Raw genomic sequence first — 21,669 nt, 5'->3', positions numbered from 1 at the left:
ACGCGTGTGTGCAGCAGCGACACAAGCAAATTCATAAGGAGGCGGCAACATGACGACCCTGATTCGCGGCGGCACCATTATCGACGCGGAGAACACGTATCGAGCGGACGTGTTGTGTGCCGACCCGCAAGACGGCGGCACCATCCTGCAGATCGGAGCGGACCTGGAAGCACCGGCGGGTGCGACGATCGTCGATGCGGGCGGGCAGTATGTGATGCCCGGCGGCATCGATCCGCACACGCATATGGAACTGCCCTTCATGGGCACCACCGCGAGCGACGACTTCTATACCGGCACCGCAGCGGGATTGTCGGGCGGCACCACGAGCATTATCGACTTCGTGATTCCAAGCCCGAAGCAAAGCCTGATGGAAGCGTTCAAGCAGTGGCGCGGCTGGGCGGAGAAGGCGTCGGCGGATTATGGATTTCATGTCGCCGTGACATGGTGGGACGACTCGGTGTATCGCGACATGGGCACGCTCGTGCATGAACATGGCGTGTCGAGCTTCAAGCACTTCATGGCCTACAAGAACGCCATCATGGCCGACGACGAAGTGCTGGTGAACAGCTTCTCGAGATCGCTCGAACTCGGCGCGCTGCCCACTGTGCATGCGGAAAACGGTGAACTGGTGTTTCAGTTGCAGCGCCAGCTGCTTGCAAAAGGCTTCACGGGGCCCGAGGCGCATCCGCTGTCACGGCCGCCCGAAGTCGAAGGCGAGGCGGCCAATCGCGCGATTCGTATCGCGCAGGTGCTGGGAGTGCCGGTGTATATCGTGCACGTGTCCGCGAAAGACGCTGTCGATGCGATCTCGCGGGCGCGCAGCGAAGGGCTGCGGGTATTCGGCGAAGTGTTGCCGGGGCATCTCGTGATCGACGAAGCCGTGTATCGCGATCCCGACTGGACGCGCGCCGCGGCGCATGTGATGAGCCCGCCGTTTCGCTCGGCCGAACATCGCGAGGCGTTGTGGCGAGGTTTGCAGGCCGGCCAATTACACACCACCGCGACCGATCACTGCGTATTCTGCGCGTCGCAAAAGGCCATGGGCCGCGAAGACTTTACGAAGATTCCGAACGGCTGCGGCGGTGTCGAAGATCGCATGGCGGTGCTGTGGCATCACGGCGTGAACTCCGGGCGTCTCACGCCGAACGAGTTCGTGCGCATTACTTCGACGAACGCCGCACAGATCTTCAACCTGTATCCGCGCAAAGGCGCGGTGCGTGTCGGCGCCGATGCGGATATCGTCGTATGGGACCCCAACGCAAGCAAGACGATCTCCGTGAAGACGCATCATCAGAAAGTCGACTTCAATGTGTTCGAAGGCATGACGGTGCAAGGCGTGGCCATGCATACGCTCACGCGCGGCGCGCTTGCCTGGACCGACGGCGATCTGCGAGCCGTGAGAGGCGCCGGCCAGTATCAGAAGCGCCCGCCGAATGCTGCCTACTTCGACGCGATCCGCGTGTCGAACAAGCTGAAAGAGCCGCATCCCATCGAGCGGTAGCGCTCGAGCGTCCAGACTGCGGCGCGGGCAGGCAAGCTTGCGCCGACTTTCCTTTCGGCGCCGCGCATTCGCCGCGGCACCGCTGTCTCGCGTTTTCCCCGATGGCGTCCCGCCCATGTTCCATGTTGCGATGCATGCCGCGTCTTCACATCTGCTGTAGAGTTGAAATTCATGTGATAGTGGAGGCGATGGCTGCGGCTTAGCATGGATGCGCATATGGATTGGAAACCTGATCCTTTGTAAAAACGCAGGCCCTTTGCTACAGTCCGCCCACTCCGCCGGGCACGAGCGCCGGTGGGACTGCCAACACGCGTCCAGGCATGCGGCCTGACCACCTTAGGGAGCCACTCATGAAGTCGATTCGTTCCATTGTGCTGATCGCGCTGTTTCATGCGGTAGCCGCGAGCCCCGTGTTCGCCGCCGATGAACTCGCGCAGATCAAGTCTTCGGGCGTGTTCAGGATTGGTACGGAAGGCACTTATGCACCGTTCACCTATCACGACGAGTCGGGCAAGCTAACCGGTTTCGACGTGGAAGTCGGCACGCAGATCGCGCAGCGTCTGGGCGTCAAGCCGCAATTTGTCGAAGGCAAATGGGACGGGCTGATTGCCGGTCTTGACGTGAACCGCTACGACGCGGTGATCAACGAAGTCGCGGTGACCGACGCGCGCAAGCTCAAATATGATTTCTCCGATCCGTACATCACCTCACATGCCGCACTGATCGTGCGCTCGGACAACAACGCGATCAAGACTTTCGACGATCTGAAGGGCAAAAAGTCCGCCAACACGCTGACCAGCAACTTCGGCAAGATCGCCGCCGCGCACGGCGCGGAAGTGATTCCCGTGCAGGGCTTCAATGAATCGATCGATCTGCTGACCGCGGGCCGAGTGGATGCAACCGTGAACGATTCGCTGTCGTTCCTCGACTTCAAGAAGCACAAGCCGGATGCGAAGGTGAAGATCGCCACGCTGGACACATCGCCGGAAAGCAGTGACAAGTCCGCGGTGCTGATCCGCAAGGGCAGCCCGGAACTCGTCGCGGCGATCAACAAGGCGCTCGCGGATATGAAGAAAGACGGCACCTACGCGAAGATCTCGCAGAAGTACTTCGGCAAAGACGTCTCCAAATAAACGCCTTTTGCGAGTCTGAATCATGCCGGCATGGTTGCATCTGATGGCGCACTCGCTGTGGCCCCTGCTATATGCGGGGCTCGTGTTTACGGTGCCGCTCACGTTGGCTTCGTTTGCAATTGGACTCGCGCTCGCGTTCATTGTCGCGCTGGTGCGGCTCTTTGGGCCGAAATGGGCAGTGGCGGTGGTGCGCTTTTACGTGTGGCTGTTTCGCGGCTCACCGTTGCTCGTGCAACTATTCGTGATCTTCTACGGCTTGCCGAACGTAGGCATCGTGCTCGATCCTTTGACTGCGGCGATTATCGGCTTCTCGCTGAATGTGGGCGCCTACAACTCAGAAGTGATTCGCGGTGTAATCGAGTCGATCCCGAAAGGACAGTGGGAAGCCGCGTATTCAATGGGAATGACGCGCGAACAGGCGCTGCGTCGTGCGATTCTGCCGCAGGCCGCACGCGTCGCGTTGCCGCCGTTGTCCAACTCGTTCATCGCGCTCGTGAAGGACACGTCGTTGGCCGCTGTGCTGACTGTGCCCGAAGTGTTTCAGGCAGCGCAGAGAATTGCTTCGGTCACCTACGAACCGCTGATTCTTTATACCGAGGCAGCGCTGGTGTATCTCCTGTTCAGTTCGGTGCTGTCGTCGGCTCAAGTGAGGCTTGAACGGAAGTTCGGCCGTCATGCACTCTTTCAGGCGGGTAACTAATGATCCGACTGGAAAAAATCGACAAGTATTTTTCCGGACTCCGCGTGCTCAACTCGGTCGACCTGCATCTCGCGCAGGGCAACGTGACTGCGTTGATCGGGCCGTCGGGTAGCGGCAAAAGTACGCTGTTGCGTTGCGTGAATCTGCTGGAAATTCCCGAGGCCGGCTCGCTCGAAATCGGCGATCAGCAGCTCACGTTCAGCCGCGACGAGCGGCCGTCGCGCGAAACGGTCCTGACTATCCGGCGCCGTACCGGCATGGTGTTTCAGAACTTCCAGTTGTTTCCGCATCTCACGGTGCGTCAGAACGTAATGGAAGGCCTCATCACCGTGCTGAAATGGGACAAGGAAAAGGCGCGAGCCCGCGCTGACGAATTGCTGGAGAAGGTCGGCATCGCGCACAAGGGCGATGCGTGGCCTGTCACCCTGTCGGGCGGGCAGCAGCAGCGCGTTGCGATCGCGCGAGCATTGGCGCCGTCGCCCGAAGTATTGTTATGCGACGAGCCCACATCCGCGCTCGATCCCGGACTGGCCGCGGAAGTGGTCGAAGTACTCAAGCAACTCGCGAATGAAGGCATGACCATGCTGATGGCGACGCATGATTTGCGGCTCGCCGCTACGATTGCACGCGACGTGGTGTTCCTCAACAACGGCGTAGTGGTGGAGTCGGGTCCGTCGCGCGATGTGTTCATGCGGCCGCAGCAGGAGGAAACCGCGCGCTTCGTGTCGACGTTGACGCACAGCTTGCCCGATGCATGGACCGAGTGAAGCGGGCATGAGCGAGTACCTTTGATAAGAAAAGCCGCTGAGGTATGCAACAAGAAGAAAGGGGCGCCAGTTCAGAACTGCGCCCCTTTTTGCATATCAGGCCATTAAAGGCACTTTACTGGTGTCTTACGCTTCAGCGCGCTCGGCTTCATTGTCCAGCGCCGTTTCGAAGAACCGTGCCTTGGCCTCTTCACTGACGCGAGCGTACGCGCGGTTCACGCCGCTGATCACTGCTCGAATCGACGCAGTCACCAGATTGGCGTCGATACCCACGCCGAACGCGCTGCCGGTCACGTCGGCCCCGGCCATTTCGGCGACGGCGACCGCGCGGGCATCGGCGCCTTGCGTCAACGCGCGCTCCTCATAGTGCTGGATGCGCACGGGCACACCCATCGCGTGCATCAACGCGTCGAGTGGACCGTTGCCTTCGCCGTTCAACACGCGCCGGGTGCCATTGATCTCGACAGTCAGCTTGATGCGCTCGCGTCCGTCCTGCTCGGACAGGCTGTGGCCGATGTAGTGCACCGGCGCGGTATTCTGCACGTACTCCTGCTGGAACAGTTCCCAGATCTGCGATGGCGTGACTTCCTGTCCGCTGTCGTCGGTAAAGCGCTGCACGGCCGAACTGAAATCCACTTGCAAGCGGCGCGGCAACACGACGCCGTAGCTCTGCTCGAGCAGGTACGCGATGCCGCCCTTGCCAGACTGGCTGTTCACCCGGATCACGGAATCGTAGGTGCGGCCCAGATCGTTCGGATCGATCGGCATGTACGGCACTTCCCAGATCGCGTCGGGTTTCTGCGCAGCGAAGCCTTTTTTGATCGCATCCTGATGCGAGCCGGAGAATGCGGTGAACACCAGATCGCCCACATAAGGATGACGCGGATGTACGGGCAACTGCGTGCATTCCTCGGCCGTGCGTGCAATTTCGTTGATGTTCGAGAAGTCGAGTCCGGGATCGACTCCCTGCGTATACAAATTCAGTGCGAGCGTGACGAGGTCCACGTTGCCGGTGCGCTCGCCGTTGCCGAACAGACACCCTTCGATACGATCCGCGCCCGCCATCACCGCGAGTTCCGCCGCGGCCACCGCGGTGCCACGATCGTTATGCGGATGCACCGACACGATCAACGAATCGCGGCGCGCGAGGTTGCGGTGCATCCATTCGATCTGGTCGGCGTAGACGTTCGGCGTCGCCATTTCGACCGTTGCCGGCAAATTGACGATGGCCTTGTGCTCAGGCGTGGGTTGCCAGATGTCGAACACCGCGTCGCAAACTTCCTTCGCGAATTCGAGTTCGGTGCCGCTGAACACTTCAGGGCTGTATTGCAGCGTGAAATGTGTTTCCGGCGCGGCATCGGCGAGACGTTTCATCGTGCGCGCGGCTTTTTGCGCGAGTTCCTTGACGCCGTTCTGGTCGAGCCCGAACACGATCTTGCGGAATTCCGGCGCAGTTGCGTTGTACAGATGGACGATTGCGCGCGGCGCGCCGCGCAACGATTCGAACGTACGCTCGATCAGATCGTCGCGGGCTTGCGTCAACACTTCGATCGTTACGTCGTCGGGAATGTGACCGCCTTCGATCAACTCTCGCACGAAGTTGAAATCGGTCTGCGATGCCGACGGAAATGCGACTTCGATCTCCTTGAAACCGATCTGCACCAGAGTCTTGAACATGCGCATTTTGCGCTCTGCGTTCATCGGCTCGAAAAGAGCCTGGTTGCCGTCGCGCAGGTCGGTGCTCATCCAGATCGGCGCGCGCGTGATCGTGCGCGACGGCCACTGGCGGTCCGTCAAATTGATGGGCTTGAAGGAGCGGTACTTGGTAGCAGGGTTCTTCAACATTTTCATCGTCCGTGGGTTCGACTGGCTGGTAGTCGACCGGACGACAAGAACGCAAAGCAGCGCCGCCGGTCGGAAACCGGGGCTGGGTCAGTTACTGGGGAATTATGCGGTGCTTCGGGTGTTTCAGATGGAAGCGCGCAGCAGCAGACCTAGCCCGGTAGAGCGGGCTAGTAGTAGCGATAGGGTGGCCTGGGCGCGGTACATAGTGCGCAATAGGAACATATTATTGGGACGGCGTCAAGCGGGGCGCTCGCGCGCGGTGCCAGGCTACAATTCCCGACGGCTTGAAAAACGGAACGTCAATGAAGATTCGGATTGTCACTATCGCATGCGCTGCGACCGCTGCAGCACTCCTCGCGGCCTGCACGGCTGTCTACAAGAACTCGGACGCGTGCGAGCAGTTAATGCGAAGCAAGCTGGCAGAAAAAACGTCCGATACACTGAAGATCGGCCATACGGGCGCTGGAATCGACGGCTCACGCGTCGTGGTGGAAGGATCCATTGAACATGTAATGACGGCGTCTGAAGTAGCGGCCGCGTCAGCGCGAGCAGCTTCGGGCGCTCGGGCAGGACGCAGAGTGGCGGCCTCGGGTGTGGGAGCGGCTCCGGCTGTGTCGCAGGCGGCTTCGTCGGTCACTGCGTCGGAGGCTGATGCGCTCGCACGGAAGCCGACCAAACCAAAGAAGCTGATTCTGGCCGCCGCCGCTGAATGCACGTTCCATGGCCCCACGCTGGACACGTTTAGCTGGCTAGCGCCGGCAAAGCTGGCGGCGCCGTCCGACCCGGACGCGAGCGAAGCAGACGAGTAAGCTCCCGGGCGGCCGGTTCATTACCCAGGCGACTGTCAATCCACCGCCTGACATCGCGCTGCCTACCTGCTCTCCAGCATCAACGCTAGCGCGCTTTCGGCAAACGCCTCAGGCCGGCCTTCAAAGCAGCGCTCAACCGCGCGCGTGTCGATCAGCCGCTGCCGCAATGCCATGCGTTCGTCGTGTCCTTCGATCATTCGCACCGCTGCCGCGATATAACCCTCGACGTTGTCCGCCGTTGTCCACGATGGCATGCCCACGCGCTCGAATAGCGCGCCGTCTATCCGTTCGAATACCTCAGGCCCGCGCTTGCACACGCCCGGCAAACCGAGCGTGAGCGCGTCGACGATCCCGTTCGTATTGCCGAACGGGAACGGACTCAGAAAGAGATCGGAGCGATTGACGCGCTGCAGGTAGCCCGCATACTGACAAAACTCGTGCACGACCGCGCCTGGTATCGCACGTCCGATGACCTCGCGCATCTGGTCGAGCGCGAGGCCGGCCGGCACGCCGCTCATGAAGTGGAATTCGACGGGCGTCGCGGCCCGCGCACCGATCTCGCGGCAGGCTGCGAGAAAACCGGGGTTGAGCTTCATTGCGCTAGCGGTAATGACCACTTCAAGCGTTGTGCGCGCAGGCGGAATGCGCGCGGAGATCTCTGGCAACGCAACCGAAGGTCGATACGGCTGGCCGTCTTTCGGCAGCTTCATCAGGCGTTCGCTAAAGCATGCAGGATCGCCGACATAGTCTTCCTCGACGCTCACGTAGTCGATCTTGTCCGAGTGCGTGGTGGCCGGGTGCCCGAGGCCCGCGATCTGTAACGGCGCGACGCGCAGATTCGACATGAATACCGTCATCACGAACATGCCGACGCTCGGCATGTACAGCACGTCGGGCTTTTCGCGTTCCGCAAAGTCGCGAATGGTCCGCAGACATTCACCGATGTACTCCGGATCTTCCAGCTCGATAAAACGCTCGAAGACCGCTCGCCCGATATCGTCGATTGCATAGCCGAAGCCGAAACCCACCACCTCGAAATGCTTGCGCGCTGCCTCGATAGTGCGCGAGTGCGTGCGGTAGATGGAATGCGCACCGCCGAACCACTCGAGCACGACCATCATCAACGGCTTTTTGCGGCGCCTCGCGTTCTTCGGTGTCCTGGGGTTCGCCGCGTTCGCCTTGCGCGGTGCCGCCGGCAGGTCGGTCAAACCGAGTTGCGCGAGCTTGCGGCGCACGAGCACATTAATGTCGCGCTTGATCTCATGACGGCGCGGCGTTTCTGCGTAGCTGCAAAACATGTAGGCGTTGTGCAGCAACGCGGTGGGCAGGTCGTCGAGGTCGCCGATCTGCTGCAGTTTGCCGGGAAGCCACTCCATCAGTGCCTCGCGCTTAACGTGCGCGCTCGGCGAACCCTTGAAAACCGGCGCCAGCAGGACGAGTGCCAGGGAGGCCGCAAGCACCTTGTCGTACGCCCACAGCGCGACGAAGTCCAGCTCCATTTCAGAGCCGGTTGAATACAGCACGCAAAACTTTTCGACGAAACGGTCACCTGCAACAAACTGCCTGTCCTGCGCGCCGCGCGGATTCAGATGGCAAGCGACATGGTCCGCATTGCCAAACGGCGTAACCGAGAACAGCAAACCCACCCATTCATGCAGCGTCAGAAAGAGCCTGAAACATTCACCGGGCAGCTGGAATTCAGGATCGGCAAAGAGCGTGGAGGCCGCGCTAGCGAGCCGCGTACAGAAGCGCGTGCGTTGCTCGGCGGGCGCAAGGCCGCTCATGCCCGACGCAAGAAAGCTCTCGTCCAGCAGCCCGCGTTTGTGCTGCAGCAGCGCGAATGCCGAGAGCAGCTGGATCGACGCCCGGATATGCTGCCTTGTGTAGACGAGCTGCTCGAATTCGTCGAGCGAAAAAGTGGCTTCTTCCATCGGGAGGGCGTGGGTAGTTATGCATGACTAACCATTTTCCAGATGCGTTAGCCGCGAACGACGATTATCGCAGCCAGCCGATATCGAATTTGCCCGATCCACGAGTTTGCGAATTTTCAGCACAGTAAATGCGGCCCCCCATTCAGAAGGCGTAGTAAGGGCCGGGCCCCGCAGACGTCGCGCGCGATGCAATAGCGGTGTACACGCGGCGCCCGAAGAAGAACGGCAGACCCCAGCCGAAGCCGCTGCTTGCGATGCCCGCCATGTTGTTGAAGGCGTTGTTCGCCGATGCAAACAGAACCCGAGAGTTGCCGACCGAAAACGTGACCGCGTTCGCGGCGCCGTCCGTGCCGGTGATCGTCGCCGTTGCCGACTGCGTCGAACTGGGGCAATACCAGTAGCCGCATCGGGGCAGTTGCGTGTCGCGATAGAAGAGGCCGTTCGAGCCCGTGTCGAGATAACTTTGCGTGTACGTTTGAGCGCGGTGCGTGGTCGTCACGTAACCGGTCTGCGGATTGCCCTTCAACACCCGCGCGCTGCCGAGCGTGTTGTTTGCCTGAGTGCCGATGCCGAAGATCATCGACCCGGAAACGGTGAGCGCGCCGCTGTCGGGGACCGCGGGAAGATCGATCACCACGCCGTTGTTGTCGAGGGCGAAGCGGCTGACCGGATTGACCACCTGCTGTGCGAGAGGTTGCGCTGCCGGCACGCAGGCGCCGGCAGCGTCGCAGCCGTAGTACCAGCGTGGCAGCGCCGCGTTCGCGCAGGCGCTGCCGCAGTCGGCCGCGAACGCGCCGACGCCGAGAATGCCGTTGGCTCGCAGCGTGTCGAGCGTGAGCATCGACGGACCCGCGCCGGCACAGTCCGCAGGGACCGTCGGCACCGCAGGGTCGGCAATCAGTTGAATTGCGATCGACGGGGCCAGTTGTCCGGCCATGCGCACGTCCGCGCTGCGCACCGCGCCCCACGCGTAGCCGCCGCCGAATACCGCGCATTCGCCCGATATCCCGGCGCCCGACGTGATCGCGGCGAGCGGCAAGCCAGCCGGAACGGCCGAGGCAAGAATACGCAGACCGTGCGAGCCGGTGTCCACCTGAATGTTGTCGATCGTCGCGCAGTTGTCCGTGCCCGGCTGGCAAATGGTGACGCTCGTGGTCAGCATGTTGCGCGTGAGGCGCGGCGCCGCCGTTACGGCGATCGGCTGAACATTAGGCGTGTTCGACTGCGCGACGGCAGTGCCGCTCGGGCTCGAGCCGGCAGTCGGGGCCGACGCGAGAGGCGCGCTCGCCGCCCCTGAACTGCTCGCCGGGGTGGTCGCGGCCTGGCCGCCACCGCTACCGCCGCCACATGCCGTAAGAGCGGCGCAAAAGAGGAGCAGGACAAACAGTGAGAGATTGGGCTTCATGGCGTCAACGTAGGTCGGCAGTAGTTTTGGTTGTTCCGGGCGCATAGTGGTGCGGGCGCGCTCAGGCGAATAGTCGAGGCGCTTCTGGACGCGGTTTGCCGCAATCGGTTGAAGTCCGGCACGAGCGCAGCAACAGGATTTGCGCGGCTGACCACGCGTTGGTCAGCGCTGCTTGTCCGCCTCTGTTTGTCTGATGACGCCGAACGGGTTGCGCGGCGGTCTTTCGAACTGGAGCAGCACCGATACAAGCGCTGGGGTCATCCGGAAGCGCCTGGACCAGCGTCAGCGGAGGTCGTCGACAGTGACGCCCGGCGGCAACGCGCCGGGTAGCCATGCGCGGCCCGCATAGCCGCGCATGGGGCCGCCCGATTCCACGATCACATCCGGCCGCGCGACGCGCGACGCGTGCAGATTGCCGTCGACCGCGGCCGCAGCGCCCGCCCGGTAAGAGCCGGCGTAGTTGCCAAGCAGGGCGGCGAGATCGGGCATCGTCGGGCCTTGCCACGTGTAAGCGACGATTTCGCCCGTGCTCGTCGCGTATTCGTTGATGGCGGTGTTGCCCGCATCGGTCGATGTGCGCAGGCGCAGCGCGCCGTTCAGCAGGCTTTGCGGCGCCGCGGCGTGGTCGGTCGGCTGCAGTGGCATCACACCGCCTAGTTGAGCGCAAGCATGGGCACTGAGGCACAGCGTCGCGACGGCGATCGCCGACGCGGTAATGACGGGAAAGAGATGGGCTTGGGGCATGACAGTCTCCGTGTCGTGGCGCGCTTGTTCTTCTCGCGAAGTCGATTTGAAGATATCACTCGCGCTTCCTGACGAAGCCTAGTGCCCGTTTCCCGGCCCTGTGTTATCGCAAAAATGACGTGCGTCGAGCCTGCAAAGAGTCTTTGAAAACAATGTTCTGACAGGCGCGTCGCACTTAGCTGACAGACCATTCGGAATGGTTGCCGAATGTTAAATATGACGCTTGCGGTGAGTCAGTCGGGCGGGGCAAACCCCGGTTTTTGCACAGGGCTCGCCGGGATCGGTAAAATGTCGGGTTGATCCACGGAAACTTGCCGTGGCGTAGCGGAAGGATTCCCCGAACATGACTGATCTTCGTCTTACCAAGCGGTTTGCAGTAATGCTGATGGCGGGCGGGCTGGTCGCCGGCTGCGGCACGTCGTCGCCGACCAAAGTCGACTATAAGAGCGACTCCAAATCGAAACAGGTGTCACTCGCCGTCCCGCCGAACATGATCGACGAGACGCCCGATCAGCGTTCGCTGCCCCCGCAAGGCGGCGAAACCTCGCTGTCCACGCTGCGTCAGGTTCAGGCCCAGGCGCCTGCGGCCAACACGCTGGCGGTCGTGCCGCCCGTGAGCAACATGCATATCCAGCGCGACGGCACGGAAAGCTGGCTCGTGATCGACGGCAAGGCGCCGGCAGACGCGTGGCCGCAAATCCGCCGGTTCTGGCAGGAGCAGGGTTTCCTGCTGGTGGTCGACCAGCGCGACAAGGGCGTGATGGAAACCGACTGGAACGAAACGCACGCGCAGATCAACGACGGTCTGATCCGCAGCACGCTGTCTAAGGCGCTGGGCAACAGCTACGTGACTTCCGAGCGCAACAAGTACCGCACGCGCCTCGAAGCAGCGCCGAACGGCGGCACTTACGTGTTCATCAGCCAGAAGGGCATGCGCGAGGCGCTGACCGGCACGAACAACGACTCGAGCACGTGGGAGCCGAAGGCGAACGACCCCGGCCTCGAGCAGGAATACCTGAAGCGCTTGATGGCGGCGCTCGCGCTTGCCGATTCGCGTGCAAAGTCGGGCGGCGGGCAGACAGCAGAATTGTCGCCGGCCGGCGCGCAGACGGCGCCTAACGCGGCTACGTCGGGCGCCAGGTCGGCGGCTGCGGCCACTGCGGCGCAGAATGTCGCCCTGTCGGCACAGCAGCCGGCGCGCGATCCGGACGCGGCGAACGCGTCGGCGCAGTTGTCGTCGAACGAACTGACGCTCGGCGAGCCGTACGACCGTGCATGGCTGCGCGTGGGCCTCGCGCTCGACCGCAGCAATTTCACCGTAGACGACCGCGATCTGAGCCGCGGCCTGTACTTCGTGCGTTACGTCGATCCGAAGGACATGTCGTCGGCCGAGCAGGGCTTCTGGAGCCAGGTATTCCACGGCAAGAAGGAAAAAGTGGCCAGGCAGTATCGCGTGAACGTGCGCGCGCTGACGCCTGATCAGACCCGCGTGGCCGTGGTCGACGACAAAGGTGGTGTCGACGAAAGCCCGCAGGCCACGCAGATCATGACTCTGATGGCCGATCAGCTGCACTGACGCGCGCGGCTGCAACTGGCGGCAAGCTGTCTGAAGCCCGTCCGGGACACCGTTCCCGGGCGGGTTTTTTTATGTTGCGACGGATGCGATCACGTTGCCGATCCCGTTGCGCAACCCTCAGGTATCCGCGCGACGGGTTCCGACCCACGGCAAGCGCTTGATGACGCCAGTTGCCAGCGCCGTACCCACCAGAATCACGCCGCACCCTTCGAGCATGCCGGGTGAAACGCCTTCGCCGAGAAACAGCGCGCCCCACAGAATGCCGAAGATCGGGATCACGAAGGTCACCGTGATCGCCCGCGCCGGTCCGGCCACCGCGATCAGGTGGAAGAACAGCATATAGGCGATGCCGGTGCACGCCACGCCGAGCGCGAGCACTGCGCCCCACGCGTGCAGCGAGATCGGCGCACTCGGCCAGTAGATCACCGCGAGCGGCAACAGAACGATGGTTGCGCCCGTCATCGTGCCGGCGGCCACTGTGAGCGCATCGACGCCGGTCAGGTAACGTTTCGTGTAATTGGCGGCGATGCCGTACAGCAGCGTTGCGCCGAGCGCCGCGCCGGCGGCGAGCGCGGTTGTCAGCGGGGTCGCCGACGCGCTGCCTGGGCTGGCCATCTGATCCCAGACCAGCATCAGCACGCCCAAGAAACCGATCACGAGGCCGAGCGTGCGCAGCGCGCTCAGCCGGTCGCGCAGCCAGAGGAAAGCCACAAGGCCGCCCCACAACGGTGTCGTTGCGTTGATCACCGACGTCACGCCCGCCGACAGCGTCAACTCCGCATAGGCGAAGAGACAAAAGGGCGCCGCCGAATTCAGAATGCCCACCACGAGCAGCGGAAAAGCGCGCGTGCGCAGGATCGTCGCCGATTGTTGCAAAGGGCGACGCGCGAGCAGCACGGCGATCAGGAAGGCCGCGCCGATGCCGACGCGCAGCGCCATCAGCGGCGCAACGCCAAAGTCGGTCACGCCGACGCGGATAAATAGAAACGACGCGCCCCACAGGGCCGCGAGGATCAGCAACTGGACGATATTTTTGGCATTCATTGTGATGGCGTCGCGCGCGGTTGAGTCGAGACGCCTGCGCATCGTATCAGCGCGAGAGGACGAAACGTTTCAGCCTGGAATGAAATGGCAAGTTTCGGGAGAGGGCGTCTGACACACGTGATCGTAAGCGTGGCGGGAAGCCGCGCAAAGCGAGCAATTCTCACGCTGATGTGAGAAAAATTGCGATTCACGACGCGAGACAGCGCGAGCGCGCCGAGGCAGCGCGCCCGCTACGCCAACGCTGGTTCAGTGCGGAATCATCCCCTGGAGGACGTTCTGCTGTAGCCAGACCAGAATGCCGAGGAGCACGGTCAACAGAATCGAATGCTTGAACGTCTTCGCGAATACCACGCCTTCCTTGCCTTTGAGGTCCGTCGTCGCCACGCCGGTCGAGATATTTTGCGGCGAGATCATCTTGCCCATCACGCCGCCCGAGGAGTTCGTCGCCGCCATCAGAACAGGGTTCAGGTTCAACTGATTGGCCGCAACCACTTGAAGGTTGCCGAACAGCGCATTGCCCGACGTATCGCTGCCGGACAGGAACACCGCGACCCAGCCGAGGAACGCCGAGACCAGCGGAAAGAACGGTCCGACCGACGCGACCCCGAGCCCGAGCGTATACGTGAGCCCCGAGTAGTTCATCAGATAGGCGAGCCCGACGATGGTCGCGACTGTGAGAATCGCGATGCGCGTCTGCACCCACGTGTCGGCGATCGCCGCGACGAAGTCACGCGCGCTGAGTCCGACCACCAGACTCGTGATGATCGCGGCGACCAGAATCGCCGTGCCGGTGGCGAGCGGCTGGAAGTCCCAGATCGCGCCGTACGGTGTGTTGTACAAGGTGATGAACACCGCTTTGTCGAGGCCCGGCCAAGGCACTTTCACGTCGCCGATCAGAAAGATCTTCGCCACGGTCCAGACGATCACGACTACGGACACGATGATCCACGGATACCAGCCCTGGCTGCCGCCGATCTTGCCGCGCACTTCGCCGACGCGGTCGATATTGACCGCGAACGCGGGATCGGCGGCCGGTTTCCACACGCGCAGAAACGCGATCGTGACGACGAGCGACACCATCGACGACAACACATCGGTCAGGCTGTAATTGACGTAGTTCGACGCGACGAACTGCGTGAGCGCGAAGCTCGCGCCTGAAACCAGCAGCACCGGCCAGACGCGCACCATGTTTCGAAAGCCGGCATAGACGGCGATCACGTAGAACGGCAACAGCAAGGCGAAGAACGGCAACTGGCGGCCGACCATTTTTGCGAGCGAATCGGCGGGCAGATGCGTGACTGCACCGAGCACCGTGATCGGCACGCCGAGCGCACCGAACGCCACGGGCGCCGTGTTGAAAATCAGCGTGAAGGTGAGCGCCTCGAGCGTCGGAAAGCCGAGCAGGATCAGCAGCGAACTCGTGATCGCGACCGGCGTGCCGAAGCCCGAAATTCCCTCCAGCAACGCGCCGAACGAAAAGCCCACTACGACCAGCACGACGCGCCGGTCGTTCGGCAGGTTGTCGATCATCCACATGCGAAAGGCCGCGAATCGGCCGGAGCGTTGTGCGATGTTGTATAGCAGGATCGCGGTGAACACGATCCACATGACTGGCCAGCACGCGAACACGACGCCAGCGGCGACGGAGTCGAGCGCAAGCCCCACTGGGAACCGCCACACGGCAATCGCGACGACGAGGCCGACGATCAGCCCCGCGAGCGACGCCTGCCATGCAGGCCGGCGCGCCCAGCCGAGCAGCAACAGCACGACGATGATGGGCAATGCCGCGACGAGGAACGACGGAAGCAGGGAATTGCCGACTGGAGTGAGCAGTTGATGAAACATCACGTCTCCTTCGTTGTTGTTCGAAATCGACGCGTGACTGCGAATGACGGGACGCGTCGCTCCTGCAGGACGGATGAGCGCCGCCCGCGCAGAAAAGCACCGGTCGGCTCGCTTTTAAACGGTTACTGTGTGCGGCTTAACCAAGCATAGAGCCCGAGGCTCTCACGTCAAGAAGGGAAACTACGGGAGCAATCAGAAGCGCATGCCGGCGGCGCGCGCCGGCAAGAATCACTTCGCTCAACCTGAAGTCGTTCAATGATGGTAGCCGTGCCCATGGCCATGTCCGCCCGACCACCAGCCGAAGCCGATCGACACGGACGGACCGTACCAGCCAGGATAGCCGTAGCCGTACCAGGGCGGATAAACCGGCGGCGGATAATACGCGGGATAAGCCGGCGCGACGTACACCGGCGGTTGGGCGACCACATAGGTGGCAGGCGGGTACGACGAGCCTGGCTGCTGCTCGACGTGTTGCCCCTGTTGCCCTTGCATTGCTTGCTGCCCGGCCTGCGGATCGGTGCCTACGCCGCCCGCCGCGCCCACCGGCACTTCCCGTTGTGCCGCGCTGGCGGGGACCGTCGCGTAATACGCCGGGTAGTAGCCCGGATAGTAGCCGTAAGGGTAATAGCAGCCCGACAGCACCACTGCGCCCGCGGCGCCGCAGAGCGCGAGCCGGACGCGGCCAATGTAACCGCTGGTGGGAATGCGCTGGCGAGTGCGATCAGCCCCAAGCCGCGTGCGCGACCGCGACAGCATGTGAACGGGATGAGAAGAGTCAATCAGGCGGGACTTCATGACGTGCTCCGGTGTGCAAGCAACTTGCGAGCGACGCAGCCGACGCCTTCGTCGGTACGTCATTGCACGAGCTTACGCTCACGCGGCGCAAAGAGGATTGCAAAACCGTAACGGCGTATTTCGCCTCGTTTTACGGCTTGTCCCGGCGCACGTCTTGTCAGCGGAAAGCGAACAGGGCATTGCACCCAAGCCCGCGTTTCACAGCCGGACAGTAGCGAGCTTACTTGCCGACCTGGTTACCAATCACGCCGCCCACGGCCGCGCCGCCGAGCGTGGACAGTGCACTGCCTCCAATGACCGCACCCGCGGCACCGCCTACGCCAGCGCCGATTGCCGTATCCCGTTGCCGCGTACTCATTCCCTCGCAGGCCGAAAGACTCGCGACAACCGCGACGATCATCGCGAGCGAACCCAATTTACGAATCGATTTCATGATGCTCACTCCCTTTGTTGTGATTGGAAGCCGCCTGTCGTATTGCGTTCCTGAAGCTGATCTTATCGCTGTGGACGGTTTCCAGATGTATGAGGTTGTCAGCAGACTGATGGTTTCGTAATCAAATGTTTCCCAACGCGTAGCAGGAGCCGTACCTGAACGCCGGGCGAAAAAAAGCCCGCTGGCGGCGGGCTTTTTGTTGCGGGACGTTGCGCGCGCATCGAAATGCGTGCGCGGCTGTCAGCGGTGCGAGATCCGCGTGGCCTTACTGCCGCTGATAGATCTCGGCACCTTTCTTCATGAACTCGATGGACTTCACTTCCATGCCTTTTTTCAGCGCTTCGTCGTCGGTGACGCCCTGTTGCGCCGCGAACTCGCGCACGTCCTGCGTGATCTTCATCGAGCAGAAATGCGGGCCGCACATCGAGCAGAAATGCGCGACCTTTGCGGAATCCTTCGGCAGCGTTTCGTCGTGGAATTCGCGTGCCTTGTCCGGATCAAGACCGAGGTTGAACTGATCTTCCCAACGGAATTCGAAGCGCGCCTTGCTCAATGCATTGTCACGCACCTGCGCGCCCGGATGACCTTTCGCCAGATCGGCGGCGTGCGCGGCGAGCTTGTACGTGATGATGCCGGTCTTCACGTCGTCCTTGTTCGGCAAGCCCAGGTGTTCCTTAGGCGTCACGTAGCAAAGCATGGCGGTGCCGAACCAGCCGATCATCGCCGCGCCGATGCCCGACGTGATGTGATCGTAGCCGGGAGCGATGTCGGTGGTGAGCGGCCCGAGCGTGTAGAACGGCGCTTCGTCGCACCATTCGAGTTGCAGGTCCATGTTCTCCTTGATCAACTGCATCGGCACGTGGCCGGGGCCTTCGATCATCGTCTGCACGTCGTGCTTCCAAGCGATCTGCGTAAGCTCGCCGAGCGTCTTCAATTCGCCGAGCTGCGCTTCGTCGTTCGCGTCGTAAATCGAGCCGGGACGCAGGCCGTCGCCGAGCGAGAAGGCCACGTCATACGCCTTCATGATTTCGCAGATGTCTTCGAAATGCTCGTACAGGAAGCTTTCCTTGTGATGCGCGAGGCACCACTTCGCCATGATCGAGCCGCCGCGCGACACGATACCGGTCATGCGCTTGGCGGTGAGCGGCACATACTGCAAACGCACGCCCGCATGAATCGTAAAGTAGTCGACGCCTTGTTCGGCCTGTTCGATCAGCGTATCGCGGAAGATTTCCCACGTCAGGTCTTCGGCCTTGCCGTTGACCTTTTCGAGCGCCTGGTAGATCGGCACCGTGCCGATCGGCACCGGCGAATTGCGGATGATCCACTCGCGCGTTTCGTGAATGTGTTTGCCGGTCGACAGATCCATCACCGTGTCGCCGCCCCAGCGGATCGCCCACGTCATCTTGTCGACTTCCTCGCCGATCGAAGATGTCACCGCCGAGTTGCCGATGTTCGCATTCACCTTCACGAGGAAGTTGCGGCCGATGATCATCGGCTCGCTTTCCGGGTGATTGATGTTGTTCGGGATGATCGCGCGGCCGCGCGCAACTTCGTCGCGCACGAATTCCGGCGTGATTTCGGTGAGGCCGTTCGGACCAAAAGCGCTTGCACCGAACGCCTGGCCCGGATGCTGACGGCCCATCATCGCGGCGAGCTTTTCGCCGTTCGGACCGCTCGTCTTCAGCGTCTCGAGATACTCGGCGCGGCGCTGGTTCTCGCGAATTGCGATGTACTCCATTTCCGGCGTAATGATGCCTTTGCGCGCGTAGTGCATCTGCGACACGTTCTTGCCGGGCATCGCACGGCGCGGCGTGCGGTGCAGGCCTTGAAACCGCAATTCGGCGGTCGCGGGATCGGCGGCGCGCTCGCGGCCGTAGTCGCTCGTGAGGCCGGAGAGCGGTTCCGTGTCGCCGCGTTCCTCGATCCAGCGCTGACGCAGCGCGGGCAAGCCGGCGCGGATGTCGATCTTCGCTTCGGGATCGGAGTAGGGACCCGACGTATCGTAGACGTAGACGGGCGGATTCTTTTCGCCGCCGAAGCTGTCAGGCGTGTCGGACTGCGTGATTTCGCGCATCGGCACGCGGATGTCGGGGCGCGAGCCGGTCACGTAGACCTTGCGGGAATTCGGCAGCGGCGCGACGGCGGCTTCGTCGACGTGGGCGTCGGCGGAAAGAAACTTCGGGTTGGCGTTCATGCGTGTTCTCCGTCAAAGCAATGTGGGCCGCTAAGCAGGAGACGAGACGGAAGTAGTCGGAATTCGCGAGAGATGAGGCACAAGGGCTGGAGTGCGAAATCCGTACGCTTCCCTGCGCTGGCATTATCCAGATCAGGTTCAAAGGGTATTTCTCACCCACGTGGCACGGACCTCCAACTCCCGTGCAACGCAGGACCCCCGCGTTAGCAGCGCACACGATACACCGGGCGGGCGCCGCTTGGCAACCCGTCTGCAATGCTGTGTGCGACCGGTATGGGCGTCATGCGTGAGGCGCAGCGCTCTCGTCGGCCGGGGCTATCTGCGGGAGCGAAACGCAAGACGTCGCATCGCGTTACAGCCCGCCGATCCGCTATTTGCGCACTATGCTTGTATTGACGGGCGCGCCGCATATGACGCGCTGCAGCACTTACGCCAAGCGGCCTGTTTGCTTACAGCGTGAAATCGTCCGAGGCTTCGGGCTGGTACAGGATCTTTTCCAGCTTCAGCACCTTTTCGGCGCCGCTTGGCGGCACGAAGCGAATCTGCTCGCCGCGTTTCGCGCCGAGAAGCGCCAGACCGACTGGCGAGAACACATTCAGGCGGCCATGGGCGAAGTCGGCGTCGGGCGGATAGACGACGGTCCAGGTCATGTGCTCACCGCTGCTTTCGTCGACGAGCGTCGCCTGCGAGTTCATCGTGACCACGTTGGCCGGAATCTCGCGCGAATCGACGATAACCGCGCGCTCCAGTACGTCGTCAAGCATGTCGTGCAAACGTGCGTCCGCGCCGGGTGCGGCGGCGTGCTTCTCAAGACGGGCGACGTCGAGTTCGGTGAGGTAACACTGCTTGGTCCTTCTGGTCGTTTTCACGGCGGCTACTCCAATTCGATCTGCAATATGGCTGCAATCTGTGTGAGGAAACATCATGCGGATGTGATCGGCCCGGCGCCCCGAAAGTCCCCTTGGGGACGACGCGGCTTCAGGCAAGGAAGCGAACTGCGTCAGGTGGGGCGCCGGGCGGCGAGAAGCGGAAGCGTTTCTGGCGGAAGCGTTCGCGACGGCTCGTCGGCGGAATGCGGCGCGAACTGCACGCGCGCGCCTCCACTTGCGCGGCGAGGGCGCAAGCGGGTGTGGGCGCGTGAAGTCGGAGGACGCATTGAAGGGCCGGCAGTTGTCGAGGAGATGGGCGACGCGCCGCGAGTAGCTGACGATGACTGTGATGACAGCGAGCGGCGCAGTGATTAAGGGCATGTTAGCACGGCGTCTTTCAATGCCCTTTGCGAACATTTCGCTGCTGTAAGTCGGGCCGCGCCAATCGGTGATGCGATGAACACGCGTGCAAACGTCAGGCAAAAAAAATTGCGGGGGACTGTCATAACCTGCTGCGCGCATCGACAAACGTGCAGATCCCGATAGGAGCAGGTCATGCAATCAATTGTCATGCGCCGCGCGCGCCGACCGTTCGTTCGAGTCGTCGCACTTTTCAGTGCAATAGCCATGTTGTCCGCGAGCGGTCTGGCAAATGCAGCCGGCGCGATGTGCAGCGCGCGTAGTCCAGCGCATCGCGTTGCACTCGTCGAGTTGTACAGCAGCGAAGGGTGCAATAGCTGTCCGCCCGCCGACCAATGGCTCAGCCAATGGAAGCACGGCGGTTCGACGCAAAGCATCGTGCCTCTGGCGTTGCACGTCGACTACTGGAACAGCCTCGGTTGGACTGATCGCTTCTCGCAGCACCGCTTCACTGAACGTCAGCAGGCGCTCACCGATCTTGCGGGCGGTCACACCATCTACACGCCTGAAGTTTTCGTGGCGGGGCGGGAGATGCGAAGCTGGTCGCAACGCGACAGTTTCGAAGGTCGCGTCGGCAAGCTCGTGGCTGAGCCGGCACGGGCGAACGTCGCCCTCGAACTGAAGCCGCAGACGGGCGGCGCATTCAACGTCGCAGCGCGCTTTGACAGCAAGGCTGCCGATACCGCCGGGCCGCTCGATGCCTACGTCGCGGTGTATGAAAACTCGCTGAGCTCGCAGGTCGGCGCCGGCGAGAATCGCGGCGCGACATTGCATCACGAACGAGTGGTGCGGCAATGGATAGGGCCGGTGCCGCTCGTCGGCGGCAATGCGCAGATCACCCGCGACATTCGTTTCGACGATGCCGATGCCAATGCCGATCCCAACAAAAACTCAAACGCGTCGGCCGACAGATTCGGCGTAGTCGCTTTTGTCCAGAACGCAGCAACCGGCGACGTGCTGCAGGTGGCCGAACTGGCCGCCTGCCATTGAGCGCGCGTCAATCAACGGAGATTCTCATGGCAACGCCTCATGTTGTTCGCGACAGCGCACCGCCTGCCGCGCCCTCCAGCGGCGTGATACATCCGGTATGGGTGCGCATCACGCATTGGCTCAACGCACTCGCGGCGATCGTCATGATGCTGTCGGGCTGGCGCATTTACGACGCGTCACCGGTCTTTCCCGCGTTCCGTTTCCCGACGGAAATCACGCTCGGCGGTTGGCTAGGCGGCGCATTGCAATGGCATTTCGCAGCGATGTGGCTGCTGGTTTTCAACGGCCTCGCGTATCTCGCGTTGAATCTTGCGACCGGACGTTTCTTCCGCAAGTTCTTGCCGGTCTCGCCGCGCGCGGTGTTGCACGATTTCATCGCCGCGTTGACCGGCAAGCTGTCGCACGCGGACTTGCGGGTCTACAACGCGGTGCAGAAATTCGCCTACCTGTTCGTCGTTCTCGATCTGCTCGTGCTGGTGCTGTCGGGGCTCGCAATCTGGAAGTCGGTGCAGTTCCCGCTGCTGCGCGAGTTGATGGGCGGCTACGACAACGCCCGCATCGTCCACTTCTGCGCGATGGCGCTGATGGCTGCGTTCATCGTCGTTCATCTGGCGATGGTCGCCCTCGTGCCTCGCTCGCTGCTTGCCATGTTGCGCGGTCGATAA

General features: G+C 62.3%; 18 protein-coding genes and 1 riboswitch. Of the genes, 8 read left to right on the top strand and 10 right to left on the bottom strand.

Annotated features, from left to right (window positions below):
- Positions 1 to 49: 49 nt before the first annotated feature.
- The 4 genes from hydA (at position 50) to BCA01S_RS02120 (ending at position 4,101) form a co-directional block, all read left to right on the top strand.
- On the top strand, positions 50 to 1,501 hold the full coding sequence (gene hydA / locus BCA01S_RS02135) for a dihydropyrimidinase (protein ID WP_027775502.1): 1,452 nt from the start codon (positions 50 to 52) through the stop codon (positions 1,499 to 1,501).
- Between the two features lie 350 nt (positions 1,502 to 1,851).
- Positions 1,852 to 2,634, top strand: a complete 783-nt coding sequence (locus BCA01S_RS02130; RefSeq protein ID WP_027775501.1) for an amino acid ABC transporter substrate-binding protein — start codon at positions 1,852 to 1,854, stop codon at positions 2,632 to 2,634.
- A gap of 22 nt (positions 2,635 to 2,656) precedes the next feature.
- A complete protein-coding gene (locus tag BCA01S_RS02125; RefSeq protein ID WP_020065411.1) occupies positions 2,657 to 3,334 on the top strand; it encodes an amino acid ABC transporter permease in 678 nt (225 codons plus the stop codon).
- On the top strand, positions 3,334 to 4,101 hold the full coding sequence (locus tag BCA01S_RS02120) for an amino acid ABC transporter ATP-binding protein (protein ID WP_027775500.1): 768 nt from the start codon (positions 3,334 to 3,336) through the stop codon (positions 4,099 to 4,101). The genes BCA01S_RS02125 and BCA01S_RS02120 overlap by 1 nt, the downstream gene beginning before the upstream one ends.
- Positions 4,102 to 4,227: 126 nt before the next feature.
- Here BCA01S_RS02120 and leuA read toward each other — a convergent pair whose 3' ends face one another.
- On the bottom strand, positions 4,228 to 5,946 hold the full coding sequence (gene leuA / locus BCA01S_RS02115) for a 2-isopropylmalate synthase (RefSeq protein ID WP_027775499.1): 1,719 nt from the start codon (positions 5,944 to 5,946) through the stop codon (positions 4,228 to 4,230).
- A 302-nt stretch (positions 5,947 to 6,248) separates the two neighbouring features.
- Between leuA and BCA01S_RS02110 the strand changes: the two genes are divergently transcribed.
- Positions 6,249 to 6,755, top strand: coding sequence for a hypothetical protein (locus BCA01S_RS02110; protein ID WP_027775498.1), 507 nt, complete (start codon positions 6,249 to 6,251; stop codon positions 6,753 to 6,755).
- Positions 6,756 to 6,817: 62 nt separating this feature from the next.
- On the opposite strand, the gene BCA01S_RS02105 is transcribed toward BCA01S_RS02110, so the two are convergent.
- From BCA01S_RS02105 to BCA01S_RS02090, 3 genes are all read right to left on the bottom strand, one after another.
- Entirely contained in the window at positions 6,818 to 8,686 is a 1,869-nt protein-coding gene (locus BCA01S_RS02105; RefSeq protein WP_027775497.1) for a hypothetical protein, read from the bottom strand.
- 142 nt (positions 8,687 to 8,828) lie between these two features.
- Positions 8,829 to 10,091 (bottom strand): DUF3443 domain-containing protein, encoded by a 1,263-nt coding sequence (locus BCA01S_RS02100; RefSeq protein WP_027775496.1) that lies wholly within the window; start codon positions 10,089 to 10,091, stop codon positions 8,829 to 8,831.
- Between the two features lie 282 nt (positions 10,092 to 10,373).
- Positions 10,374 to 10,835, bottom strand: a complete 462-nt coding sequence (locus BCA01S_RS02090; RefSeq protein ID WP_027775495.1) for a DUF2844 domain-containing protein — start codon at positions 10,833 to 10,835, stop codon at positions 10,374 to 10,376.
- Between the two features lie 343 nt (positions 10,836 to 11,178).
- On the opposite strand from BCA01S_RS02090, the gene bamC reads away from it, so the two are divergent.
- Entirely contained in the window at positions 11,179 to 12,411 is a 1,233-nt protein-coding gene (bamC, locus tag BCA01S_RS02085) for an NlpB/DapX family lipoprotein (protein ID WP_027775494.1), read from the top strand.
- 117 nt (positions 12,412 to 12,528) lie between these two features.
- On the opposite strand, the gene BCA01S_RS02080 is transcribed toward bamC, so the two are convergent.
- The 6 genes from BCA01S_RS02080 to BCA01S_RS02050 form a co-directional block, all read right to left on the bottom strand.
- Positions 12,529 to 13,455: a DMT family transporter gene (locus tag BCA01S_RS02080; RefSeq protein WP_042317863.1), complete on the bottom strand. Its 927-nt coding sequence runs from the start codon at positions 13,453 to 13,455 to the stop codon at positions 12,529 to 12,531.
- Between the two features lie 246 nt (positions 13,456 to 13,701).
- On the bottom strand, positions 13,702 to 15,300 hold the full coding sequence (locus BCA01S_RS02075; RefSeq protein WP_027775492.1) for an L-lactate permease: 1,599 nt from the start codon (positions 15,298 to 15,300) through the stop codon (positions 13,702 to 13,704).
- Positions 15,301 to 15,552: 252 nt separating this feature from the next.
- Positions 15,553 to 16,095, bottom strand: a complete 543-nt coding sequence (locus BCA01S_RS02070) for a hypothetical protein (protein WP_027775491.1) — start codon at positions 16,093 to 16,095, stop codon at positions 15,553 to 15,555.
- A gap of 220 nt (positions 16,096 to 16,315) precedes the next feature.
- On the bottom strand, positions 16,316 to 16,528 hold the full coding sequence (locus BCA01S_RS02065) for a YMGG-like glycine zipper-containing protein (RefSeq protein WP_020065423.1): 213 nt from the start codon (positions 16,526 to 16,528) through the stop codon (positions 16,316 to 16,318).
- Between the two features lie 265 nt (positions 16,529 to 16,793).
- Positions 16,794 to 18,725 carry a phosphomethylpyrimidine synthase ThiC gene (gene thiC / locus BCA01S_RS02055; protein ID WP_027775490.1) on the bottom strand — a complete coding sequence of 644 codons (1,932 nt, stop codon included), beginning with the start codon at positions 18,723 to 18,725 and terminating at the stop codon, positions 16,794 to 16,796.
- Between the two features lie 91 nt (positions 18,726 to 18,816).
- Positions 18,817 to 18,935, bottom strand: a riboswitch (TPP riboswitch).
- Between the two features lie 239 nt (positions 18,936 to 19,174).
- Positions 19,175 to 19,594: a GreA/GreB family elongation factor gene (locus BCA01S_RS02050; protein WP_020065425.1), complete on the bottom strand. Its 420-nt coding sequence runs from the start codon at positions 19,592 to 19,594 to the stop codon at positions 19,175 to 19,177.
- A 555-nt stretch (positions 19,595 to 20,149) separates the two neighbouring features.
- On the opposite strand from BCA01S_RS02050, the gene BCA01S_RS02045 reads away from it, so the two are divergent.
- Both BCA01S_RS02045 and BCA01S_RS02040 read left to right on the top strand, forming a co-directional pair.
- Positions 20,150 to 21,004, top strand: a complete 855-nt coding sequence (locus tag BCA01S_RS02045; protein WP_062860189.1) for a DUF1223 domain-containing protein — start codon at positions 20,150 to 20,152, stop codon at positions 21,002 to 21,004.
- Between the two features lie 26 nt (positions 21,005 to 21,030).
- A complete protein-coding gene (locus BCA01S_RS02040; RefSeq protein ID WP_027775488.1) occupies positions 21,031 to 21,669 on the top strand; it encodes a cytochrome b/b6 domain-containing protein in 639 nt (212 codons plus the stop codon).

The organism is Paraburkholderia caledonica NBRC 102488, from assembly GCF_000685095.1.
Taxonomy (GTDB): Bacteria; Pseudomonadota; Gammaproteobacteria; order Burkholderiales; family Burkholderiaceae; genus Paraburkholderia; species Paraburkholderia caledonica.
Note: the sequence above shows the minus strand (reverse complement) of the source record. Positions and strands in the feature narration are given on the sequence as shown.